18 protein-coding genes are annotated in these 22,039 nt (G+C 51.7%); 16 read left to right on the top strand and 2 right to left on the bottom strand.

Annotated features, from left to right (window positions below; all coding sequences use genetic code 11):
- The first annotated feature begins 2 nt into the window (after positions 1-2).
- The 3 genes from citC (at position 3) to C508_RS0105580 (ending at position 4,260) form a co-directional block, all read left to right on the top strand.
- Positions 3-1,058 (top strand): [citrate (pro-3S)-lyase] ligase, encoded by a 1,056-nt coding sequence (gene citC / locus C508_RS0105590; RefSeq protein WP_018702560.1) that lies wholly within the window; start codon positions 3-5, stop codon positions 1,056-1,058.
- Positions 1,059-1,163: 105 nt separating this feature from the next.
- A complete protein-coding gene (gene citX, locus C508_RS0105585; RefSeq protein ID WP_018702559.1) occupies positions 1,164-2,546 on the top strand; it encodes a citrate lyase holo-[acyl-carrier protein] synthase in 1,383 nt (460 codons plus the stop codon).
- Between the two features lie 55 nt (positions 2,547-2,601).
- Positions 2,602-4,260 carry an ABC1 kinase family protein gene (locus C508_RS0105580; RefSeq protein ID WP_018702558.1) on the top strand — a complete coding sequence of 553 codons (1,659 nt, stop codon included), beginning with the start codon at positions 2,602-2,604 and terminating at the stop codon, positions 4,258-4,260.
- 96 nt (positions 4,261-4,356) lie between these two features.
- Here C508_RS0105580 and C508_RS0105575 read toward each other — a convergent pair whose 3' ends face one another.
- Positions 4,357-6,198, bottom strand: coding sequence for a HAMP domain-containing histidine kinase (locus C508_RS0105575; RefSeq protein WP_018702557.1), 1,842 nt, complete (start codon positions 6,196-6,198; stop codon positions 4,357-4,359).
- Positions 6,199-6,419: 221 nt separating this feature from the next.
- On the opposite strand from C508_RS0105575, the gene C508_RS0105570 reads away from it, so the two are divergent.
- The 12 genes from C508_RS0105570 to ftsH all read left to right on the top strand — a co-directional run bounded on the left by C508_RS0105570 (position 6,420) and on the right by ftsH (position 18,882).
- Positions 6,420-7,556: an MGDG synthase family glycosyltransferase gene (locus C508_RS0105570; RefSeq protein WP_018702556.1), complete on the top strand. Its 1,137-nt coding sequence runs from the start codon at positions 6,420-6,422 to the stop codon at positions 7,554-7,556.
- A gap of 113 nt (positions 7,557-7,669) precedes the next feature.
- Complete coding sequence (locus tag C508_RS0105565; protein WP_018702555.1) at positions 7,670-8,527, top strand: phosphate ABC transporter substrate-binding protein; 858 nt, start codon at positions 7,670-7,672, stop codon at positions 8,525-8,527.
- 154 nt (positions 8,528-8,681) lie between these two features.
- Entirely contained in the window at positions 8,682-9,587 is a 906-nt protein-coding gene (pstC, locus tag C508_RS0105560) for a phosphate ABC transporter permease subunit PstC (protein ID WP_018702554.1), read from the top strand.
- On the top strand, positions 9,587-10,447 hold the full coding sequence (gene pstA / locus C508_RS0105555) for a phosphate ABC transporter permease PstA (RefSeq protein ID WP_018702553.1): 861 nt from the start codon (positions 9,587-9,589) through the stop codon (positions 10,445-10,447). The genes pstC and pstA overlap by 1 nt, the downstream gene beginning before the upstream one ends.
- Positions 10,448-10,556: 109 nt before the next feature.
- Positions 10,557-12,617, top strand: a complete 2,061-nt coding sequence (locus C508_RS0105550) for a methyl-accepting chemotaxis protein (protein ID WP_018702552.1) — start codon at positions 10,557-10,559, stop codon at positions 12,615-12,617.
- 99 nt (positions 12,618-12,716) lie between these two features.
- Entirely contained in the window at positions 12,717-13,004 is a 288-nt protein-coding gene (locus C508_RS0105545) for an FtsB family cell division protein (RefSeq protein ID WP_039796922.1), read from the top strand.
- A gap of 156 nt (positions 13,005-13,160) precedes the next feature.
- Positions 13,161-13,607: a S1 domain-containing RNA-binding protein gene (locus C508_RS0105540; protein ID WP_018702550.1), complete on the top strand. Its 447-nt coding sequence runs from the start codon at positions 13,161-13,163 to the stop codon at positions 13,605-13,607.
- 96 nt (positions 13,608-13,703) lie between these two features.
- Positions 13,704-14,468, top strand: coding sequence for a threonine/serine exporter family protein (locus tag C508_RS0105535; RefSeq protein WP_018702549.1), 765 nt, complete (start codon positions 13,704-13,706; stop codon positions 14,466-14,468).
- Between the two features lie 2 nt (positions 14,469-14,470).
- Positions 14,471-14,929 (top strand): threonine/serine exporter family protein, encoded by a 459-nt coding sequence (locus C508_RS17895; protein WP_018702548.1) that lies wholly within the window; start codon positions 14,471-14,473, stop codon positions 14,927-14,929.
- A complete protein-coding gene (tilS, locus tag C508_RS17890; RefSeq protein ID WP_018702547.1) occupies positions 14,916-16,295 on the top strand; it encodes a tRNA lysidine(34) synthetase TilS in 1,380 nt (459 codons plus the stop codon). The genes C508_RS17895 and tilS overlap by 14 nt, the downstream gene beginning before the upstream one ends.
- 21 nt (positions 16,296-16,316) lie before the next feature.
- On the top strand, positions 16,317-16,853 hold the full coding sequence (gene hpt, locus C508_RS0105520) for a hypoxanthine phosphoribosyltransferase (RefSeq protein ID WP_018702546.1): 537 nt from the start codon (positions 16,317-16,319) through the stop codon (positions 16,851-16,853).
- 106 nt (positions 16,854-16,959) lie between these two features.
- Entirely contained in the window at positions 16,960-18,882 is a 1,923-nt protein-coding gene (gene ftsH / locus C508_RS0105515) for an ATP-dependent zinc metalloprotease FtsH (RefSeq protein ID WP_018702545.1), read from the top strand.
- A 296-nt stretch (positions 18,883-19,178) separates the two neighbouring features.
- On the opposite strand, the gene C508_RS17885 is transcribed toward ftsH, so the two are convergent.
- Positions 19,179-20,846, bottom strand: coding sequence for a glycoside hydrolase family 26 protein (locus C508_RS17885; protein ID WP_018702544.1), 1,668 nt, complete (start codon positions 20,844-20,846; stop codon positions 19,179-19,181).
- A 155-nt stretch (positions 20,847-21,001) separates the two neighbouring features.
- Between C508_RS17885 and C508_RS0105505 the strand changes: the two genes are divergently transcribed.
- A complete protein-coding gene (locus tag C508_RS0105505) occupies positions 21,002-21,997 on the top strand; it encodes an asparaginase (RefSeq protein ID WP_018702543.1) in 996 nt (331 codons plus the stop codon).
- Positions 21,998-22,039 lie beyond the last annotated feature (42 nt).

Genomic DNA, 22,039 nt, shown 5'->3' with positions numbered 1-22,039 from the left:
TCATGGCCTGGGGACAATGGGAAGAACGGGTCATCAATCGCAATAACCCCAGGCAAAGTCAAGCGGTGAGGGAATTCCTCACCGCTTTTGGCCTTGCTTACGATCCGGCATCAGTGGAGCATACGATCGCTCTTTATCAAGATGGTCGGATGATTGCCACTGGTTCCCGGGGCGGCGAAGTGTTGCGCAATATTGCGGTGCATCCGGATTTGCAGGGCGAGGGGCTGACGGCGACCATCGTTTCCGCCTTAATGCGTCAAGGCGGCGAAGCAGGGGTGCGGCATTTTTTCATCTTTACCAAACCGTCGGCGGCGCCGCAGTTTACCGGCTTGGGTTTTCATGAGCTGGCGCGGGTGGAACCACAGGCGGTGCTGCTGGAAGGCGGTCTGGGGTCAATTCAAGAGGAAGTGAAACGCTTGTCGGCAGCTGTGGGCGATTTGCCGAGCGGTGACAGGGCGGCCCTTGTTGTCAATTGCAACCCCTTTACTCGAGGACACCAGGCGGTAATTGCCAGAGCGGCGGCAGCGCACGCCGGGGTGGTGGTGCTGGTAGTAAGCGAGGATCGTTCTCTGTTTCCTTTTGCCGTGCGCCTGCGCCTGGTACAGGAGGGGGTGGCTCATCTGCCGAACGTACGGGTAGTGGAAGCTGGTAAATATATTATTTCCGCAGCGACGTTTCCTGACTATTTTACGCGTGGCGAAGATACGGTTATTGCCCAGACTCGCCTGGACGCGCATGTTTTTGGCAGCTATATTGCGCCAGGGTTGGGCGTAGCTGTGCGTTATGTCGGCGAGGAGCCTTATTGCGAGGTGACGAGAGCTTACAATCAAGCCTTGCAGGAAGTACTGCCGTCTTATGGCGTAAAGGTAGTGGAAATACCGCGTTTAGCGGAAGGAAGCGAGCCCATCAGCGCTTCTCGAGTTCGGGAACTCTTGCGCCAGGGCGCTGGATGGGAGCAGGTGGCGCCGTTGGTGCCGGAGAGCACGCTGCGCTATTTGCGTTCTCCCGCGGCGGCAGAAGTGTTGGCGGCCATTCGCGCCAGCGATTCGCGCCATTGATTTGTTATTTTGTTTTAACGAGAAAGCTGCCTGCATCTTGTGCAGGCAGCTTTGTTGTAGTATGCTGAAACGGAATTTGAAGCAGTTGAGTAAAGGGGTCATATTGTGAAGCAGCTTACATTAGAAGAGGTATTGGCGGCTAAAGAGGCCAGACAAGAGCGCCAACAGGCGTTGCGTTCGCGCACAGGGCTGCCCTTAGTCAGTATTACCTTGAATATTCCGGGGCCGGTCAAAGATGGCGAGGTGTTACGGCAATTGTGCCGGGCGGCGGCGGATGCGTTGACCTTGCTTTTTAGGGTGGCGGCGGAGGAGCGAACCTATGCGGCTACAGGTCCGGAAATTCTACTGGCCGTTGACGCGGCGGCGGCGGAAATTAAGGCGGCAGCGGTAGAACTGGAAGAGAGTCGGTCTTATGGACGCTTATGGGATATTGATGTTTTTGCGGCAGATGGCCAGCTTTTATCCAGACAGCAGCAAGGACGTCGCCGTTCGTGCATGCTCTGTGCGGATGATGCGCGGCTTTGCATGAGGGAAAGACGCCACTCGCCAGAGGAGCTTGCAAGAGTGGTGCAGCAAAAATTACTCTCCTTTCAGGCGGAACAAACCCGGCGCGTACGTCCGGCGGCGGAAAAATTGGCTGCCTTGGCGGTAGAGGCCATGCTGTATGAAGTGGCTGCCACGCCAGCGCCAGGTTTGGTGGATCGCGCGAATAGCGGCGCTCACAAGGATATGGATATTTTTACGTTTCTGTCCAGCTCGGCGGCGTTGTCTCATACACTGGGGCGCTGTGCGGAAGCGGCTTTTCGCCATAAGGGAACGCTGGAAGAGCTGCTTCCTTTGCTGCGCCTGCTTGGCCTGGAAGGGGAACGGCGCATGTTGACGGCGACGCAAGGCGTCAATACGCAAAAAGGCTTGCTCTTTTCCTTGGGACTGGCTGTGGCTGCCGCCGCCTGGGTGTTGCATGCAGGCAAAACATTGCAAACAGAAGCGGTTTTGGCGGCGGCCGCCGAGATGGTGCAAGGCATTGTGGAAGCGGAGCTGAAGTCTTTGGCCCGTAAAAAGCCGGAAGAACTGACTGCTGGGGAGCGCTTGTATCTGGAATATGGCGTGCAGGGTATTCGCGGCGAAGTGGCGGCGGCGCTGCCGGCTGTGCGTTTGTGCGGCTTGCCGAAGCTGCGCGAAGCGTTGGCGGCTGGGTTAAATACTAACGACGCTTTAGTGCAAACGTTGTTGGAGCTGTTTATGAAAGTAGACGATACTACGGTTATGAACCGCCATGATGTAGAAACCATGCGCGGCTGGGTGCGTCAGCAGACAGCAGAGGTGTTAGCGTCAGGAGGCATGTTGGCTGCTGGTGGGGCGAAACGTCTAAGCGAGATGGATACATTGTTTATTGCCCGGAATATCAGCCCCGGAGGGGCGGCGGACATGCTGGCGGTAACTTGGTTTTTGCATCGCCTGGAAGGCTGGCAAGGCGAGCAGGAATGACCTAGTTGCGGGGCGAATTCTCCTCCTAAGAAGAAAGAAAAGAGGAGGCGAGGCTATGAGTGTGCAAAAAGCGGCGCTGCGTGAACGGACGCGAGAGATTGCGCGCGTTTTCATTCGTCATGGCTTTGGCTTTCTTTTACGGGACTTGGATTGGCGGCAGGTGGGCAAAGGCGAAGAAGGCTTGCTGGTGGCCAAAGATTTTTATACCGATGAGCAGCAGGAAAAGATTCGTACCATGGCGCAGCGTCTGCCCTTGATGCTGGAAGAGTTGGGGCCTACTTTTATTAAGTTTGGCCAGTTTCTCAGCAGCCGGCCGGATTTGCTGCCGGAATTTTTGCTGGAAGCCCTGGAACGCCTGCATGAGCAGGTGGCGCCGATTCCATTTTCTGAGGTGGAAGCGGCTCTGGATGCCAATCTTCCTTCTTGGCGGCAGGATTTTTTGCGAGTGGAGCCGGAGCCTCTTGGCATGGGGTCCATTGCGCAGATCCATTGCGCCAGGTTGCAGGATAGCCGCGTTGTAGTGGTCAAAGTACGCAAGCCTGGCGTGGTAGATACCATTGAAGTGGATTTAGCGATTCTGAAGCGTACAGCGGCCTTTATTGGCGAACAGCCTGAGGTAAAGCGCATTATTGCCCTAGAGCAACTGGTATCGGTTTTTGCTCATGGTTTGCAAAAAGAAACGGATTTTGCCGTAGAAGCGGCGAATATGACGCTTTTTGCCAGGAAGTTGCCTGCAGACGGACCGGTGCGCATACCGGCTTGTTTGCCGGAGTGGAGCAATCAGGCCGTGCTGACCATGGAATATATCGAAGCGTTGTCTCTGGAACAGGCTCTCAAGCAGCCGGCGGCGCTGCGGCGCAAATGGGCGCGCAGCTTGCTGGATAGCTTTTTAGGTCAAGTGTTTTTACATGGTTTTTTTCATGCGGACCCGCATCCGGGAAATCTGCGCTTTGACTTACAGGGCGATGTCATTTATTTTGATTTCGGCCTGGTTGGACGCATGGAAAGCCGGATGCAGCGGCTGCTTTTTGAAAACTTCTTGGCTATTCGCAATTTGGATGTAGAAGGCTTGATGAATGTTTCCATTGCTATGGGCAAACCAATGGGAGATATTTCTTGGCAGAACTATTATGAGGATACGGCGGAACTGTTGTTTATGGCTTTGGAAGCCGGTCACAGCAGCGGCGGTCTGGGCGGTATTATGACGAGCATGTTCAAGGTAGCCCAGCGTTACGGGGTGCGCATGCCGGAGCGGATGCTCTTTTTTGCCAAGGCTCTGGCGATGACCGAAGGGGTGGCGCGGCGGCTGGATCCGGATATCAATCTGGAGCGAGCGGTGGAAGAAGTGCTCGAGGCCTATGTGCGGCAGCAGTTAGAAGTGGATTTTAGCGTACAGGCTTTGGAACTGAAGAAAAAGTGGCAGATTTTCAGCCATGAGCTGCCATACTATGTATCGGCGTTGACACGGGGAGAAAAACGCATTCCTATTGAAGTAGGGGGCATGGAACATATTGGCGACAGTCTGCAAAGAGCGGTGCATACCGTGGCGTATAGCTTGGTAATTGCGAGCCTGGTGGTGACCGCCGGTATTATGATGAGCGCCCAGGGAGCCTTTGAAGACATTATCCGTACGACAGGCTATTTGCTCCTCTTAGGCGCCATTAGCGCTTCGATCTATCTGTATTTGCGCATTTTCCGCCATGTGCGGCGCTAAAAAAGCTCTTCTTGTGAGCTCGTTTGCTCGCAAGAAGAGCTTTTTAATCCGCAAACAGAATGTGTTCAACGGATCGGAAAATTAAAGCAGGACTGCTTATTCGATGTTATACAGTTTAGCGCCGTTTTGCGGATTGCGTTTTGGGGAGTAATCAGGCTGGCGCAACAATGGGAAATGCAGCAGCATCGAGGTTCCGGCATCTGGCTGGCTTTGGACTTCAATGCGGCCATGATGCATGTCCACAATGAATTTCACAATGGATAGGCCTAGGCCGGAGCCGCCTGCTTCGCGGGTTCTCGCTTTTTCGACTCGGAAAAAGCGGTCAAAAATATACGGAAGTTCTGAGGGGGGGATGCCAATACCGCTGTCTTTAATCAAAATATGAATTTCATTGGCTTCTTTCCAGGATTTTAGCAGGATTTTACCGCCTTTTGGAGTATACTTAATCGCATTATGGACTAAGTTAACCAAGGCTTGCTTGAACCAGTCCGCTTGCGCTTGTATCCAAAGCGGTTCGCCAGGTCCTTCCCAGAGCAGCTGCTGTTCCTTGTGTTGGGCAAGACCCCCCATTTCATTGACAACGCTTTCAAACAGCGGCGCAAGAGAGGTGGGCTGCAATGTGACTTTTTGCAGGTATTCCTTGGAACTGAGTTTAGCCAATTGCAGCAAATCCGTAACGAGGCGATGCATACGGGCGGATTCCGTGTGGATGATGGAAATGAATTTTTGGCTTAATTCGGGGTTCTCTAAAGCGCCGTCCAGCAAGGTTTCCGCGAAACCTTTAATTGCAGTCAGCGGCGTGGCCAGTTCATGGGAAGCATTGGCTACGAAATCCGTTTGACGCTCATACAGTTCCTGCAAAGCGGTAATATCGTGTAAGACGGCGAGTACCCCTTCTTTGCTGCCGCTGCTTTCCGGCAGGGGGGCGAGGAAAACCTGGAAAACATGGCGACGTCCATGCAGATTGAGCTGTAATTCAATGCTTTGCGTTTCTTGCAAGTGCAAGACGTTTTGAATGCCTTGCTCCAAAGAACCGTTGCCGATAACTTGTAGGTTATGTTGTCCCAAAAGATGGGGCTGCAGGTTGAAGAGATCGCGGCCTTGACGATTGATGGAAGTAATGCGGCCGTAGCGATCCAGAAGCAGTACAGCGTTCTCCATATGCTCTAGAATCAGTTCCAACTTGTGTTTTTCCGCCGCCATTTCCTTGACCTTGTCGTCTAGGTGAGAAGTTAGCTGATTGAGCGTATGGGCCAGCACTTCCACCTCGTCGCCAGTGCGGATATGGGCCCTCTTTTCCCAATTCCCCCCGGCGATTTCTCGGGCGACAGCGGTAATTTCTTCGATGGGAGCTGTGAATTGCTTGGCTAGACGCATACCAACTAAAACGGCCAATAAGGAAGTAAGAAGCAGCGCCCACAGCATGACGGTTTGCAACTGTTGGAACGTGGCTTCAATACTGGCGAGGGTTCCGGCGATGCGTACGACGCCGATGGTGCGGCCGTCTTGCAAAACAGGGACTGCCACATAGAGAAGATTTTCGTGCAGAGTATCGCTGTAACGGGACGTTTGGGCAGGATGCCCTTCGAGGGCGCCGCTGACTTCCGGGCGATTGCTGTGATTGTCCAGCGTTTCCGGCCGTTCCCAAGAATCGGCTACAACCGTACCGTTTGCCAGCACCAAGGTAATGCGCAGGCTTGTTTCCGCCGAAAGTCGCTGCACTTCGTCCTGCAGTTTAGGATAGTGCGCCGGTGAAGCCAAATCCTTTTCAATATATTGCCGGGTAGTGAGAGCCTGCAGGGTCAATGAATTTGTCAATAACTGTATGGTATGATCGTGGGTGCGCCATAATAAATAGCCTCCCAAGGAGCCGACTGTGACAAGAATCAGCAGCAGCAAAGCCAAGCTAAGACGGGTATTAATTCCTTTTATACTCATAATCTGGCGTTAACCTCCCTGATGGAGTAAAATATAAGAGATTTGGCAATGAACCATCATTACATAGATGATAAGCTTCTGTAGCTGACTTCGCAAGAGCACAAACGCGAAGATTTACAAAGAATTAATAGTAAGCAGGTTTTTTCCTGTTGTGAAGCAAGGTATAGTCAAAGCAGGCGCTTTTTTTAGAATGAGCGGACCTAGCGGACGGAGTGTGAAGAATGGCAGCAGCGAAGAAACGGGTTTTAATTGTATCAGCGTCGATTGGCTCCGGCCATCATCAGGCGGCCAGGGCGATTGCGGCGGAGCTGGCGCGTCGCCAGGATAATCTGCAAATAACGATTGCTGATTTTATGGAAGATACGGATTCTTATTTAGCAGCCTTTATGAAGGAAGCGTACTTGAAGATGCTCGAACTGTCACCGAATATGTATGATTTGGTGTATCGGGTTTCGCAAGCGCCTCTACCAGGGTTTAAGGCGCAGGGCCTGTTGGCGCGGGTTTTGCAGGGAGGCATGGCGCAGCTGGTACGGCGTCATAGGCCGGACTTAATTATTGCTACGCATCCCTTTCCTTGCGGCGCAGCGGCGTACTTACGGGATAGCCGGCGTCTGCGAGCCCCCTTGGTAGGAGTTATTACTGATTTTGCAGTACACCGTCTTTGGGTGTATGAGCATGTCGATGCGTATTTTGTGGCTGCACCGGAAATAAAGCGGGAATTGTCTGCTTTAGGGGTGCCTTCTAGACGCATTTACGCCAGTGGTATCCCTGTTCATCCGCAGTTTACGACTCATGCGGATGGCAGAGGAATTCTCGGAGAGTTGTCTTTGGCGGCGGATCAGCCGCTGGTGCTCTTGATGGGCGGCGGTTTGGGCATGGGCGGTATTCGTCAAGCCATGGCCAGTATGGATGAATTGAATTTACCGCTGCAGTTTGTAGTTTTGGCTGGGAAAAACAAAGAATTGCAAGAAAAGCTGCAGGAAGAAACGAAAAACCTGCGTCATGCTGTACGGGTTTTGGGTTATACAGATCGCATTCCCGAGCTAATGAGAGCGGCGGCTATGTTGGTGACTAAACCAGGGGCTCTGACGGTGTGCGAGGCGTTGGTAAGTGAAACGCCGCTTCTTTTGTATGAGCCCATTCCTGGCCAGGAATGGGAGAATGCCGTGTTTTTGACGCAGCGAGGCGTTGCGTTATGGGCAAAAAACCGCCAGGAGCTAAAAGACGGAGTTACAACGTTATTAACCCGGCCGGACCAGGTGGAGAAGCTGCGCAAAGAAGCGGAAGCCCTGCGGCGGCCAGCTGCGGCAGGCGCGGTGGCGACGGCGGCGTTAGCCTTGTTGCGGCGTAAACGCTGATCATTTAAAGAAAGCAACGGTTCTTTAACATAGACTTAACATATACGTAACACAAAAACATTCTCTCAGCGCTAGAATAAAACTGTCCTAAAAATTTAGCGGGAGGGTATGAAATGAACGTATTTCGTAAGTCGAAAATGTGGGCGGCAGCTTTGGCGCTGATGTTGGGCGTTGGCTTGGTGGCTGGCTGCGGCGGTTCCAAGGATGCAGGCAAAACGGCAGAGGTGCAGGGTACTGTAACGGCCGCTGGTTCGACAGCGCTGTTGCCGCTGCTGAAATCCGGTCAGGAAGAATTCCAGAAAAAATACGCTAAGGTTACAGTGAATATCGCTGGCGGCGGGTCCTTTACCGGCCAAAACCAAGTGGCTTCCGGAGCCGTTAATATCGGCAACTCCGACGTAGCTATTCAAGACAGCTTAAAGGATAAAGGTCTTGTGGAGCATAAGCTGGTAGGCATTCCTTTCGTTTTCATTGTTAACAAAGATGTTGCTGTTGATAATTTGACCCAGCAGCAGTATACCGATATTATGACCGGCAAAATCACGAACTGGAAAGAAGTTGGCGGTAAGGATCAGAAAATCACCTTGATTCATCGTTCTAAATCTTCCGGCTCTCGGGCGACCATCGCCGAAGTGGTGCTGAAAAATGCAGCCTTCACTGACAATGCGGTTATTCAGGATTCTAACGGCGCAGTACGGGCAGCTATTGCCAGCACTCCCGGCGCTATCGGCTACGTGGATGCAGCCTATGTGGATGACAGCATCAAGGCTCTTGCGTATAATGGCGTGAAATATTCCATTGACGGCGTTGTCAGCGGTCAGTATCCGGTCTTTACCTTTGGCCGTATGTTCACCAAAGGCGAACCTACAGGGGCGATTAAAGCCTTCATTGACTTCGTGACCAGCAAAGAGTTCCAAGAAAGTTATGCTGAAAAGAATGGCTTTGTACCTGTTACTAAAATGAAGAAATAAGATACGCTGAAAAGCTCCGCTCAATACGAGCGGAGCTTTTTTGTTATTTGTTTTCTTAACAAGAACTTAACAATGGATTAACACAGCAGAGGAGCGTTCTTCTTATAATAAATGTAATAAGTCACTAGTAACGAAGATGACAGGAGCGAAAAAAATGGAAGCTGTGGAGTTGGAGACGATGAGTAAACAGGGGCATGAAGGGCGTTTGAGATATGACCGCTATGTTCGCTATTTCTTTTTTGTCAGCGCCTTGCTGATGACCGTCATTATTGCTTCAATTATTATTTTTGTGGGACAACAAGGATTGCAGACTTTTTTGGAAGTAAGTCCTTGGGAATTTTTCTTTTCTTCCAAGTGGGATCCGGTAGAAGGCTCTTATGGCGCGCTGAGCTTTATTCTTGGTTCAGTGTATGTGACCCTGCTGGCTGTAGTTTTGGGCGCTCCGTTGGGGTTGGGCGGCGCTGTTTTTATGGCGAAGGTAGCTCCCAAATGGCTGCGGGACATCTTAAAGCCTGCGGTAGGACTCTATATGGCTATTCCTTCGGTGGTGTACGGCTTTATCGGCTTGACCGTTGTGGTGCCTTTTGTGAGAGAATTTTTTCAGCTTAGTACCGGCTTTGGTTTATTTACGGCGGGAGCGATCTTGGCCATTATGATTTTGCCCACCGTTATTAGCATTTCCGAGGATGCTTTGCAGGCGGTGCCGCGTTCCTTGGAAGAGGCTTCGTTGGCGCTGGGAGCTACACGCTGGCAAACCATTTGGCGGGTATTGGTTCCGGCGGCGCTGCCGGGGATTTTAACCTCGGTCATTTTGGCCATGGCGCGGGCGGTCGGAGAAACCATGGCGGTGCAAATGGTAATTGGCAATACGCCGCAGCTTGCCAAATCATTGTTCATGCCAACTTCCACCTTGCCTAGTGAGATTGTTGTGGAGATGGGGAATACGCCCTTTGGTTCGGCCTGGGGAAATTCATTGTTTTTAATGGCGTTGGTGCTTTTGCTTATGTCTTTAGGAATGATTTTACTGATTCGTCGCATGGCGCAGAGGAGGATGGTTTGATGTCGGCACAGTGGCAGAATAAATTAGCGACAGCAGTACTTTGGTTAGCAGGTTTTTTGATTATTGGTATTCTGGCAGCTTTTCTAGGGTATATGCTTTATAAAGGTTTGCCGGTGCTCAGTTTTGATTTTATCTTTGGAAAGCCTAGTGATATTACCGCAGGAGGCGGCGTAGGTCCGCAGTTTTTCAACACCTTTTACATTTTAGGACTGTCCATGCTGTTTTCGGTTCCTTTGGCGGTGGGGGCCGGTATTTATCTGGCAGAGTATGCCGGCAATAACCGGATTACCGATTTGGTGCGTTTGAGTACGGAAAGCCTGGCTACGGTGCCTTCGATTGTTTTGGGATTGTTCGGCATGATCATTTTTGTCAATATTTTGGGACTTGGCTTTAGCATTATTGGCGGATCGTTAGCCTTGATGCTGTTGAATTTGCCGGTGCTGGTGAGGGTGACGGAAGAGTCGCTGCGGACGGTGCCGCAATACTATCGTGAGGCGTCGCTGGCTCTGGGAGCTACGAAATGGCAGACTATCTGGAAGGTAGTTTTGCCGAATGCGATGCCTGGCATTGTAACCGGCATTACCTTGACGGCTGGCAGGGCGATTGGAGAAACGGCGATTTTGATTTTTACCGCCGGCACTACCGTGTCCAGACATATGATGGATCCGGATTTGTTGGCAGCCGGCGAGACGCTGGCGGTGCATATGTGGTATGTCATGGGCGTGGGTTTGGTGCCGGATCGCGTGGACATTGCCAATGGCATTGGCGCCTTGCTGATTCTCTCCGTTTTGGTGATGAATTTGCTTTTTACGCTGCCTGTGGAGATACTGCGCCGGCGTCGCGGCGCGGCGAATCACTAAGACCTGTTGGGTGCTCACAATGAAATAGACTCTGGAAGCCGCCTTTAAGAAGGCGGCTTCCGCAGTCTTTGGGGAAACTGTTAAAAAAGAGTTAAATGGAGGAGATTCCATGGTGCGCCACTTGACAAAATGGGTTCAATGCGGAAAACAGTGGTTGGCGAATAGAAGGGTGAGCAGCCAGGGGCTGAACCTGCTACAGAGTATGTCATGGCGTTCGCTGACGACCCAGGCGGTTTTGCTGCTGCTTTTGACGTGCTTAGTGCCGTTGGTTGGAGCTGGCGGTTATTTTGCCGTCAGCTCTGCTGATGCGTTAACTAAAGCGGCCGTAGAGAATAATGATAAGATTGCCGATCGCGTTGCTAATGATGTGGCTGGTTACATACAAAACAAACGGAATTTTTTGCTTGTTACAAGCGGCGACGAGGAGATCCGCAGTTTAGACGCCAAACGGTTGGAACGATATTTGAAATTAGTACAGCCTTACTATGGCGGAAATGAATTGTTGTTCGTAGCAGACCGAAGCGGCAGGCAAGTATGGCGTACAGATGGGCTAAACTTGCAAAATGTGGCGGAGCGCCGTTATTTTCAAGAGGTTATGGCTGGGAATACTGTTATGTCGGAACCGGTACTTAGCAAAGGAGCCGGGCAGTTGGGCGTAGTCGGAGCCGTGCCGATCCAAGGAGAGAATAGAGAAACTATTGGCATCTTAGGGGTTGTGCTTCCTTTGCAAAACTTGCAAGTTTTGCTGGAACGGGTGCTTTCAGAAAATCCGGGCTATGGAGTTGTGGTGTTAAACCAGCAAAAGGTGCCGCTTTTTCATCCTAGTAATGCGGAAGCGGTAAAAGAGCGTCGACCGTTGGAAGAACCATATTATACGAAAGTGTTGGAGGAAAAAACAGGAAATTTAGAAACGCAGGTGCGCGGCCAAGATTATTTTTTATCTTACCGCCCAGTTGCCAATACGGATTGGGTTGTTATTTCACTTTATCCTAAAGATATGGCGTTGGCCCAAAGCCAGGCGATGGTACGGCGTACAGTCTGGGGTATTGGTGTATTGGTTGTTTGTTTTTTAACGGCCGGATTTTGGGCGGTGCGTCGGACGCTGCAGCCTATGCAAACGCTGATGCGAGGCGTGCAAGAGGTTGGAAGGGGCAAACTATCTGCGCGGGCAGCTTGTGCAGCCAAGAATGAACTGGGAGAATTGGCGGCGGCATTTAATGGCATGACGGAGAATTTGCAGCAAGTTGTGCGAGAAACCAGAAAATCCTCGGGGGATGTACTGACGTCCGCTTCCTTTTTAGAAACGGCGTTGGAACAAGGACAAGAGGGAAGCCGGGACATGGCTCAGTCGGTGGAAGAAATTGCCGCTCGTTTGGAAGGTCAAAAAAGCGTGGTGTTGAATGCGGCGGAACGCTTGGCGGATATAACGCGTCGTTCTCAAGAAATTGTAGCTTTAGGCCATGTTACCGAAGAAAAGGGGCAACGTTGTTCCTCCTTGGCCAGAGATGGTCAAGCTGCGTTGTTTCAAACAGTATCGCAATTGGAAGAGACAAAAAAAACGGTGCAACAAACTAGACAGTACGCCGCAACCTTGTCTGATAATGCACAGTCCATCAGCCAAATTACTCAGTTGATCCGTAATATTGCCAGCTCAACTAAGCTTTTGGCGTTGAATGCGGCGATCGAAGCGGCCCGGGCGGGCGAGGCGGGACGCGGCTTTGCCGTAGTGGCGGGAGAAATCGGCAAGTTAGCTGTGCAATCCGATGAAGCGAGCGGCAATATTATGCATATTATTACCGCCATTGAAGCGAGTACGGTGCAGACGCTGGAAACGATGGAAAGCACGTTTGCTTTGATGGAAGAAGGGGTGGCAGGGGCGCTGCAAAGCAGGGAGGCTTTCTCGAATATTGTTGAAGCCGTGGCTGCGGTTCATACGGCGGCGGACCATATTCGCAGCGAAGCATCCCGTCAGAATGAACTGTGCATCGAAACGCAAAATCAAGTGCGGGAAGTAAAGGAGCTTGCTGAAGAAAGCAGCAATGCTGTGAGCGAAATCGCAGCAACGGCGCAGCAGCAGGCCGCCGCTGTAGAGGAAATGGCGGATACCTCTCTGCGTTTGCGACAGTTGGCGGAAGGTCTGGAAGAAGGCGTTCGTAAGTTTGAAATCTGAGAAGTGCAGCAATTTTATGGACAAAGGAAAGGAAAATGCTTGCCGGCGGCGAATAAAAGAAAAAGCTTATCTTGCAGAAGCGGAATGGAGGTGCAGCATATGGGGAGAACCCGGACTCGAAAACTGTCTGGGTTTCGTCTGCTTGCCGGCGCTTTGGTTTTATATGGTATGTACCTGATTGGCGGACATTATCAGCAACTTTGCGAAGTACGCAAAGAGCGAGCGGCGGCGGAAGTGAGACTAGAGCAACTACAGCAGCAGCGTCAGGCTCTGTTAGAGGAAAAGGATCGTCTTCAGACGCCGGAATACATAGAGAAGCTTGCGCGAGAAGAGTTGGGCTTGGCTAAACCGGAAGAAGCGTTATATTTAGCAGCGCCTCGCCGGTGAACGGTAAAGGCGGTTTTGCGGAGCAGAAGGCTTTTTATAGCTTTATTTCCTGGGTAGTTCCCTTGACATGCTGGAAAGCGGGCAGGTATAATGAGAACATAATATTTGGCGACATGCCTAAAACAAGCGATCATTTAAGGGGGAGCATATAACAGTATGGCCATCGAAGTAGGCAGCGTGGTTGAAGGAGTGGTCACAGGTATCACTAACTTCGGCGCATTTGTTGAGTTGCCGGAAGGCAAAGTGGGCCTTATCCACATTTCTGAGGTTGCGGATGTATATGTGCGCGACGTGCGTGACTTTTTGAAAGAGCAGGATCGCATCAAAGTTAAGGTGCTTTCTATTGATGAACGCGGGAAAATAGGTTTGTCGGTAAAACGCTTGAATCCGCCTCCGGCGGCTCCCAGCGTAGCGCCTAGCAGTGCGCCTCCGCCGCGTCGTCCCGGAGGTTTTCATGATAACCGGCGTCCGCATCGTCCGGTTACGGTAACCTTTGAAGACAAACTAAGCAAATTTCTCAAAGACAGCGATGAGCGGCTGTCGGAACTTAAACGCAGTACCGAATCAAAGCGGGGCGGTCGTGGAGCGCGCCGCGGCGAATAAGTGGTTTAGTAAGAGCAAAGAGCATTTGCAAAAATGCTCTTTTTCTGTTTGCGCTACAGGCGAACACGGAGCTTGAAGGCTCTGAGAGGAGCAAAAATGGAAAGCAAGGATATTGCTTCTTTGGCCGTATTAGCTGGAGAAGAGCTGCTCAAAAGCGGTGCGGAAACCTATCGCGTAGAAGAAACGATGGAACGGATCGCCTTGGCCTGCGGTGCTAAACGGGCGGAAAGTCTTGTGCTTCATACCGGCTTGGTGCTGGAAGTTGAGGCGGCTGATGGACAGTGCGTCACTAGAATTTGCCGCGTAGGGACTCGAAGCATTCATTTGGACCGGATTCATAAAGTGAATGCGGTGGCTCGTCGCTTGGAAGAAGGCCGGACAACGCCTCGCAAGGCAGCTTTGTTACTGCAGCGTATTGCGCGGGAGCATAGGGCTGTGCCGGTTTGGCTATTGGCGTGCGCAGCCGGTTTAGTGGGCGGACCGACAGTTCTGCTCTTAGGCGGAACAATGGATGAAGGAGCTGCCGCTTTTTTTGTGGCTGCAGGCATGCGCTGGCTGTTGTCATGGTTAACTAAGTATCATGCAGCTCCTTTTACGCTTGATTTAGTGGGCGCTATGGTGGTGGCCTTTTTAGGGGCCTGGCTGGGGCGGGCTTGGGAAGAGCTCAGTCGGGACCTTATCATCGTTGGCGGTCTTATGCCGCTTGTACCCGGAGTGGCGATTACTAACGCCTTGAGGGACTTGCTGGCTGGAGACTTAATGAGCGGCGCCGCTAGAATTTTGGAAGCGGCCCTTACGGCGGTGGCTGTAGCGATGGGAGTTGTTCTTGTACTGGCTTTGCCGATGCGTATGGGAGGATGACAATGGATATTTTTTTATTGCGATTGTTGTCATGCTTTTTGATGTCTGCAGCTTTTGGCATTCTCTGTCGCATTCCTCAGTCGGCGCTCTTGTGGAGCGGCGCAGGAGGGGCGTTATGTTGGGCAGTAATGTACGCCGTAAGCCAGGCGGGAGGCAAACTGGTGGCGGCAGTATTTTTTGGCAGCTTGGCATTGGGCTTAGCTGCGGAGTGGCTGGCGCGGCGTACGCATAAGCCTGCCACTATCTATATTGTTACTGGTTTTATTCCCTTGGTACCGGGGGCGGAAGCCTACCATACGATGCGGCTTCTCGTGGAAGGGACTTATGCAGAAGCTGGCTCTATGGCGGTGCGCATGCTTCTAATTGCCGGCGCTATTGCTTTTGGACTGTTTTTAAGCTCGGCGTTGATTCGTATGCTGCGCCGCAGTGGAAAGGGGGCGGGGAAGCATGCTGCTGTCTAAAGTGCGCTCCTGGTGCGAGCGGCGGCGGTTATTTCCAGCACACTCGCTGGTGTTGGTTGCTTGCTCTGGCGGCCCGGATTCTCTGGCGCTGGTGCATGTGTTGCGGCGATTGGCGGAAGAACAAGGCTTTCGCTTGGCGGTGGCCCATGTGGATCATTGCTTTCGCGGCGAAGCTTCTGTTGCGGACGAGCGGTTTGTAGCGGAGTTTTGCCGACAGCGTCAGCTTCCGTATCACTCGGTGGCGATTGATGTGCCCGGCTATTTGCGGGAGCACGGCGGGTCATCGCAAGATGTGGCCAGGCGCTTGCGGTATCAGTGGCTTCGCGAGACCGCGAGCTCGTTGGGGGCTTCCTATATCGCCCTTGGACATCATGCAGATGATCAAGCGGAAACCTTCCTGCTGCATTTGCTTCGAGGTGCAGGGACGGAGGGTTTGGCGGCGATGGCGGAACAGGAGGCGCTTCTTGTACGACCATTTTTGCAGGTGCGCCGTCGCGAGATTGAAGTGTACTGTAGCGAACAGGGCTTAGAACCGCGTTTGGATGAAAGCAATTTAAAAGACAAGTATTTGCGCAACCGTATCCGGCATCACCTGTTGCCTGATTTGAGGGACTATAATCCAGAAATTGTGTCGGCGTTAACACGGACAGCCGATATTATTCGCGAGGAACACGATTTCGTTCGCCAAGAGGCGTTAAAGGCGCAGGAACGATGTGTTTTTTGGATGGGCAATTCCTGCCAAGTGGAGTTGCTTGCTTATTCTTCCTATCATCCGGCGGTGCAACGGGAGCTGTGGCGGCAGGTTTTAGAAAAAAAACGGGGCTCCTTGACAGGAATCTGCTTTGTGCATGTGGAAAATCTCTTAAAGTTAGCCGCAGAAGGACGAACCGGCGCTGTACAGGTGCTGCCTGGAGGCTGGCAAGTTCGTAAGGACTATGACTGTTTGGTGCTGGAGCCTTTGGCTGCGGTTGCCAAAGCGTCGCTCCAAGAGTCAAGGTGGCAGCGGGAGGTCGATGTGCCAAGCGTGACGGACTTGCCGGACGGAAGCCGCTTGGAAACTTCTTGGCTTGCGTTTGCCGATGCTGCAGGGGCGGACGTGTTGTCGATGGCTTGGGAGGCGGTGGAACTTCCCTTGGTGGTGCGCTTTCGTCAAGCCGGCGATGTATTTCGTCCCATCGGGATGGGAGGAAGCAAAAAGCTAAAGAATTATTTGATTGATGCTAAAGTGCCACAACTGCAGCGAGATCAATTGCCGTTATTGTGCGATGCCCAAGGGATTCTTTGGGTGGTTGGGCTGCGAGCGGATGCTCGTACGGCTGGTGCGGGCAAGCAGTTGTATGTGCGATTGCAAAGAAACACTCAATGATGTAGGAGGAATTGGAAGGGTATGTTGCAAGATATTGAACGCGTTCTGCTAAGTGAAGAGGAGTTGCAGCAGCGCGTGCGCGAACTGGGCGAAGAAATCAGCAAGGAATATGCAGGCAAGGAAATTTTGATGATTGGTGTGTTGCGCGGGGCCGTTATGTTTATGGCTGACTTGGCGCGGGCGATAGACGTGCCGGTGATGATCGACTTTATGGCGGTATCCAGTTATGGAACTTCTACTTCTTCTAGTGGTATCGTGCGTATTTTAAAAGACTTGGACGAGGAAGTCGCTGGCAAGCATGTACTGATTGTAGAGGATATTATTGACTCAGGCCTGACGCTAAGTTACTTGGTAGATAATATCAAATCTCGTCAACCGGCTAGTGTGCGTATTTGCACCTTATTGAATAAGCCGGAGCGGCGTAAGGTAGATTTGGAAGTAAATTATAACGGTTTTACAGTGCCTGATGAATTTGTCGTTGGTTATGGACTGGATTATGCGGAAAAATATCGCAATTTGCCTTTTATTGGCATTTTGAAGCCTGCGATTTATGCATGAGCAGGCGGCTCTTTTTGTTGTCCGCAGAAACGGTTAATGATATAATTAATTTCTATGGAGGCCAAAGTGAACAGCTGTGTGCGCTCCAATGAGAGGAGGGCTACGATTGAATAAATTTTTCAGGAATGTGAGTTTTTACCTGCTTATCATCATTATCGCTATTTCCATCATCGACTACTATTCGTCGAAGACGACGAACAAGCAGGAAATCATTTATACCCAGTTCCTGCGCCAGGTGGACGAGCAGAAGGTGGAAAAAGTCACGATAGTGGAAAATACGATTCGTGGTAAACTCAAGGATGGTACGGAGTTTACAACCGTAACTCCGGATGATCCGACGTTGATTAACACTCTGCGCGCCAAGAATATTGAGATCAAGGCGGAACAGCCGCCGCAGCCGCCGTGGTGGACCACTATTTTTTCATCCATTTTGCCTATGCTGTTGTTGATTGGAGTTTGGTTTTTCATCATGCAGCAGACCCAAGGTGGCGGCAATCGGGTAATGTCGTTTGGCAAAAGCCGTGCCAAGCTGCACAGCGATGAAAAAATCAAAGTGACCTTTAAGGATGTTGCCGGAGCGGATGAAGCGAAGCAAGAACTTGAAGAAGTTGTGGAATTTCTCAAGCATCCGAAAAAGTTTAATGATTTAGGCGCTCGGATTCCGAAAGGCGTATTGCTTTTTGGACCTCCCGGTACGGGCAAGACATTGCTGGCGCGGGCGGTAGCCGGTGAAGCAGGCGTTCCTTTCTTTAGCATCAGCGGCTCCGATTTTGTGGAAATGTTTGTTGGTGTAGGCGCATCCCGGGTGCGGGATCTTTTTGAACAAGCCAAGAAAAATGCCCCGTGCATTGTTTTTATTGATGAAATTGACGCCGTAGGGCGTCAGCGCGGCGCTGGTTTGGGTGGAGGCCACGACGAACGTGAGCAGACCTTAAACCAATTGCTGGTTGAGATGGACGGCTTTGGCGTCAACGAGGGAATCATCATTATCGCCGCTACCAACCGTCCGGACATTCTGGATCCGGCGTTGCTGCGTCCAGGCCGTTTTGACCGACAGATTGTCGTAGACCGTCCAGATGTCAGAGGCCGGGAAGAAATTCTTAAAGTTCACGTGAAAGGCAAGCCTTTGGCGAAAGAAGTGGACTTGGATGTTTTGGCTCGCCGGACACCTGGCTTTACTGGGGCGGATTTGAGCAACTTAGTGAATGAAGCGGCGCTCTTGGCAGCGCGGCGCAATAAGAAACGCGTGGAAATGGGTGAAATGGAAGAGGCCGTGGAGCGTGTTGTGGCTGGGCCGGAGCGCAAGAGCCGGGTTATCAGTGACAAGGAAAAACGCCTTACTGCTTACCATGAAGCAGGCCATGCGCTGGTAGGCATGCTGCTGGATCATACAGACCCAGTGCATAAAGTTTCGATTATTCCACGGGGACGCGCTGGCGGCTATACGCTGATGCTGCCCAAGGAAGACCGGTATTATGCTACGCGCTCGGAACTATTGGCGCAGCTAAAGGTTTTCTTAGGCGGCCGTGTGGCTGAAGCAGTGGTATTGAATGAAATCAGCACCGGAGCGCAAAACGATATTGAACGTGCTACTGAGTTGGTCCGCAAGATGATTTGTGAATACGGCATGAGTGAAACCATGGGACCTATCGCCTTTGGCAAAAAACAAGAGCAGGTGTTCTTGGGCCGCGATATTTCTCGGGATCGCAACTATAGCGAGGAAGTGGCTCATTCCATTGACAAGGAAGTCCGCAAGATGATGGAAGAAGCCTATACTGGCGTAGAAACTATTTTGCGGGAGAACATCGACCAGTTGCATGTCATTGCTGCTGCATTGATCGAAAAAGAAACGCTGGAAGCGGAAGAATTGCTGCGCTTGGTGCAGATGGAAGATGCCTCTGCATCAACCGAAGCTACCGAAACATCTGCAGAAGAAGCTGCGGCGGAACCCGCTGAGGAAGCTTCTGTTGAAGCGGTTTCTGTTGCAGAGGAGCCTAAACGCGATAATCAGCCGAATGCCGTGTACTAACAGGTAGTAAGGCCAAGATAAAGAAAGCGGCACAGCCTTGAATTAGGCTGTGCCGCTTTCTTTTTTCTATACCAGAATTTATAAGTTTTGAGAGTCTGGGAAAGGAGGAATAGAGAAGGCTTGAGAGAACGACAAATCAATTTTCGTGCTTTTCGCGATTTTTGCGGTTGGATAATAACTTCGAGAGACGTTGCTAACGAACCGCGAAATACACGAAAGGGGCTTTCGAGAGTAAAAAAAGCAGTCGTGATTGGTCCCCCGCTTTACTTGCTCTATTCCTGTTTAAATACTTGGCGTTAACGTTTGTTTTTTTGTTTCTCAGGCTGCGTAACAGCAGGCGGTTGTACGGGAGAGGGAACCGGTGCGGGCGGATTTTGCTTGGCTGCGCCTTCGCGGAAAGCTTGTAGTGTCGGCTCGTCTTCGTCCAAAATGTAGATGCGTCCAGGCTGCCCGTTTTGATCGTAATCAATGCCGCTCCACCAAATGGCCACTTTGATATTGGGGTATTCTTTTAAATGCGAAAACATATCGCGAATCCAGGCGGGCTTGTCTCCGCCGACGGAATTGCTGGCGAACTCGCCAATGAGAAAGGGTTTGCCGGGGAAAGCTGTGCTATAGCCTTGGTAGAGCGGTTGATAGATTTCCTGGAAAGTACGCCATTTTTCTGAAGGAAAGTAAGTGCCGTTATTGTACCCGGTCATGCCGACAATATCGACGGCGTCATCTCCCGGGTAGTAGACATAGGAGTGGTTCCAGCCGAAATCCGGGCGAGAGACGTCATGAGGATTCCAGACCCAAAGGACGTTATCCGCCCCTTCTTCGGCGTATAAGCGGCGCAAATGGTTCCAAAGGGCGATATACAGGTCGGCGTCTTTGGAAAGATGATAAGCGGAGTACCAGCACCAGTCGCCGTTCATTTCATTGTTGAGTCGCAGCAATACAGGGTGGTTGAAATATTTCAGCTGCCGGGCGTGGAGGCGAAAATACTCGTCGTGTTGCCCGTCCAGCACTTCGTAGACGAAGCTGGCGTTGCTGCTGCCGCCGGTCCAGAGCGCGTTCGCTTCATCGCTGGTGCGAATGGTGCTTAAAGTTAGTTCTACATAGCGTCCTTCCTCGTAAGCTTGCTGCAGGCCGCGTACAGGGGCGCGTTCTTCTAGCGTTTGATAACGAAGCAAGAAAGGAAATTTATGCTTAGTGCTTTCTTCAATGGCGTTTAGCGGGCGCAATACTTCCGGTGCGGAAGGCTCGAAAATGCCCCAGGTCCAGGTGCTGGAAGGAGAAAAGTAACGCTGCCAGAAGGCTTGCAATTCTTGATGGCTGAAGGCTTTGGCCGCAGAGTTGTCGCGCCGGAAAATGCCGGCATTACCTTCGCGGGAGATGCGCTGGAAGCTGCGCCGTACGGCATTTCCCCAATCGATGGGCTCTGTGGATTTGATGAGGATGGTATACACTTCGCTGCTGCCGGTGGCGATTTCCGCGCAGTAGTAGTGGTTGCGGTCCTGCGGCACTGCTTTTAAGGAGCGGCGCTGCCACTGCAGGATATGTACGAGACGGCCGGCGTCGTCGGTGATATAACTGTCTTGGAGCAGTTCATGGTCTTTAGTGTTATGTAAGAAGCGGTTGCCGTATTCCATGTATTCGCTGACCGTACTGCCTGTGTGGCGTAAGTCGTCCCGATAAATTTCAATTTTATGGGCCGGAGTCTGGAAAACGGTACGCACCGCGGAAAGGCTGATGTCAAGATTCATGCCGGCAGGAACCGACAGAGCGTAGCCGTTGGCGTAATCTTGATAACGCTGCCAGCCGTCGTTGGCGTCCTCGAGTGTTTTGTAGTCGTCCATTGCTTGACGGCTTGCCGGATCGGCTGCATAGCCGTTGATAAAATGCAGAGTTTCCGCCGCTGCGATTTGCGGTCCGAGAAAGGCGCTGCAAAGCAGCAATAAAATCAAAAAATAATGGCGCATGAAAAAACTCCCTTCATAACTATAAACTGATCTCTTCTAGTGTAGCGGGAAATAAAGACCGGCGCAATGAGTCTTTACGGAAGCGGGGGAGGCATGTATACTTTTAAGCAGAAAGAAATGAGCGGTTTGCTCTCTAGAGGCAGGAGGAAAAAACAATGAGTGAAGTTGTATTGCATTATACCCGGGCTGGCAAAGTGGAAAGCTTGCATCGGGCGGATATTGCTTTTGTGAATCTAAAAGGAGAACTTGTAGATGCTGTGGGTGACGCCAAGCGTCCCATGTTTTGGCGGTCCGCCGCGAAACCGTTTCAAGTGCTGCCTTTTGTCCGGGATGGCGGGGTGGAGCATTTTGGTCTGACCCAGGAGGAACTGGCTTTTTTGGTTTCTTCCCATAGCGGTGAAAAGGAACATGTGGCTTTGGCGCAAAGCGTTTTAGCTAAGGTGGGCTTGACGCCGGACGCGTTGGCTTGCGGCGCGGCCAAGCCTATGAGCGGCAAGGCGGCCACGGCGGTATTGCTGGCTGGCGAAAAGTTTCAGGCCGTCCATAACGCGTGCTCCGGCAAACACAGCGGTATGTTGGCCTTGGCTATGCTGCGGGGCTTGTCTATCGACGGCTATACGTTAGCAGAGCATGCGGTGCAGCAGGTGATGCATAAAGAGGTGGCTGCGGCGGTGGGGTTGCGGCAGGACGAGGTGGAGCTAGGCATTGACGGCTGTGGCGTGCCGGTTTTTTGGCTGCCTTTAGATCGCATGGCTTATGGGTATGCCCGCTTGGCTAAACCGGAAGGCGCTGGTTGGGGTTCGGATGAAGAGTCCATTACGGCCGTGCGTAATGCAATGGTAGCGTACCCGCATGCAGTGGCAGGAACCGGTCGTATTGATACGGTTCTTATGGAATTAACGAAAGGACGCCTTGTGGCCAAAATTGGTTCAGAAGCCGTCTATTGTTTAGCGGATACCCAGAGCGGTTTGGGAATGACCTTTAAAGTGGAGGACGGCTCCTACCGCAGCATCAATCCTATGGTTATCGGCGTGCTGAAAAGAGCGGGCCTTTTGACCAAGGAAGAAGAGGCTGCGCTTTGGGCTAAGTATCCGCCGGTGCTTAAAAATCACCGAGGAGATATTATCGGTACGATTGAGGTTCTTTTTTAATCCAGACAAAAATGATAAGAAAACTACGAATAGGCGGTTGAC

This window comes from Anaeromusa acidaminophila DSM 3853 (assembly GCF_000374545.1).
Taxonomy (GTDB): Bacteria; Bacillota; Negativicutes; order Anaeromusales; family Anaeromusaceae; genus Anaeromusa; species Anaeromusa acidaminophila.
Note: the sequence above shows the minus strand (reverse complement) of the source record. Positions and strands in the feature narration are given on the sequence as shown.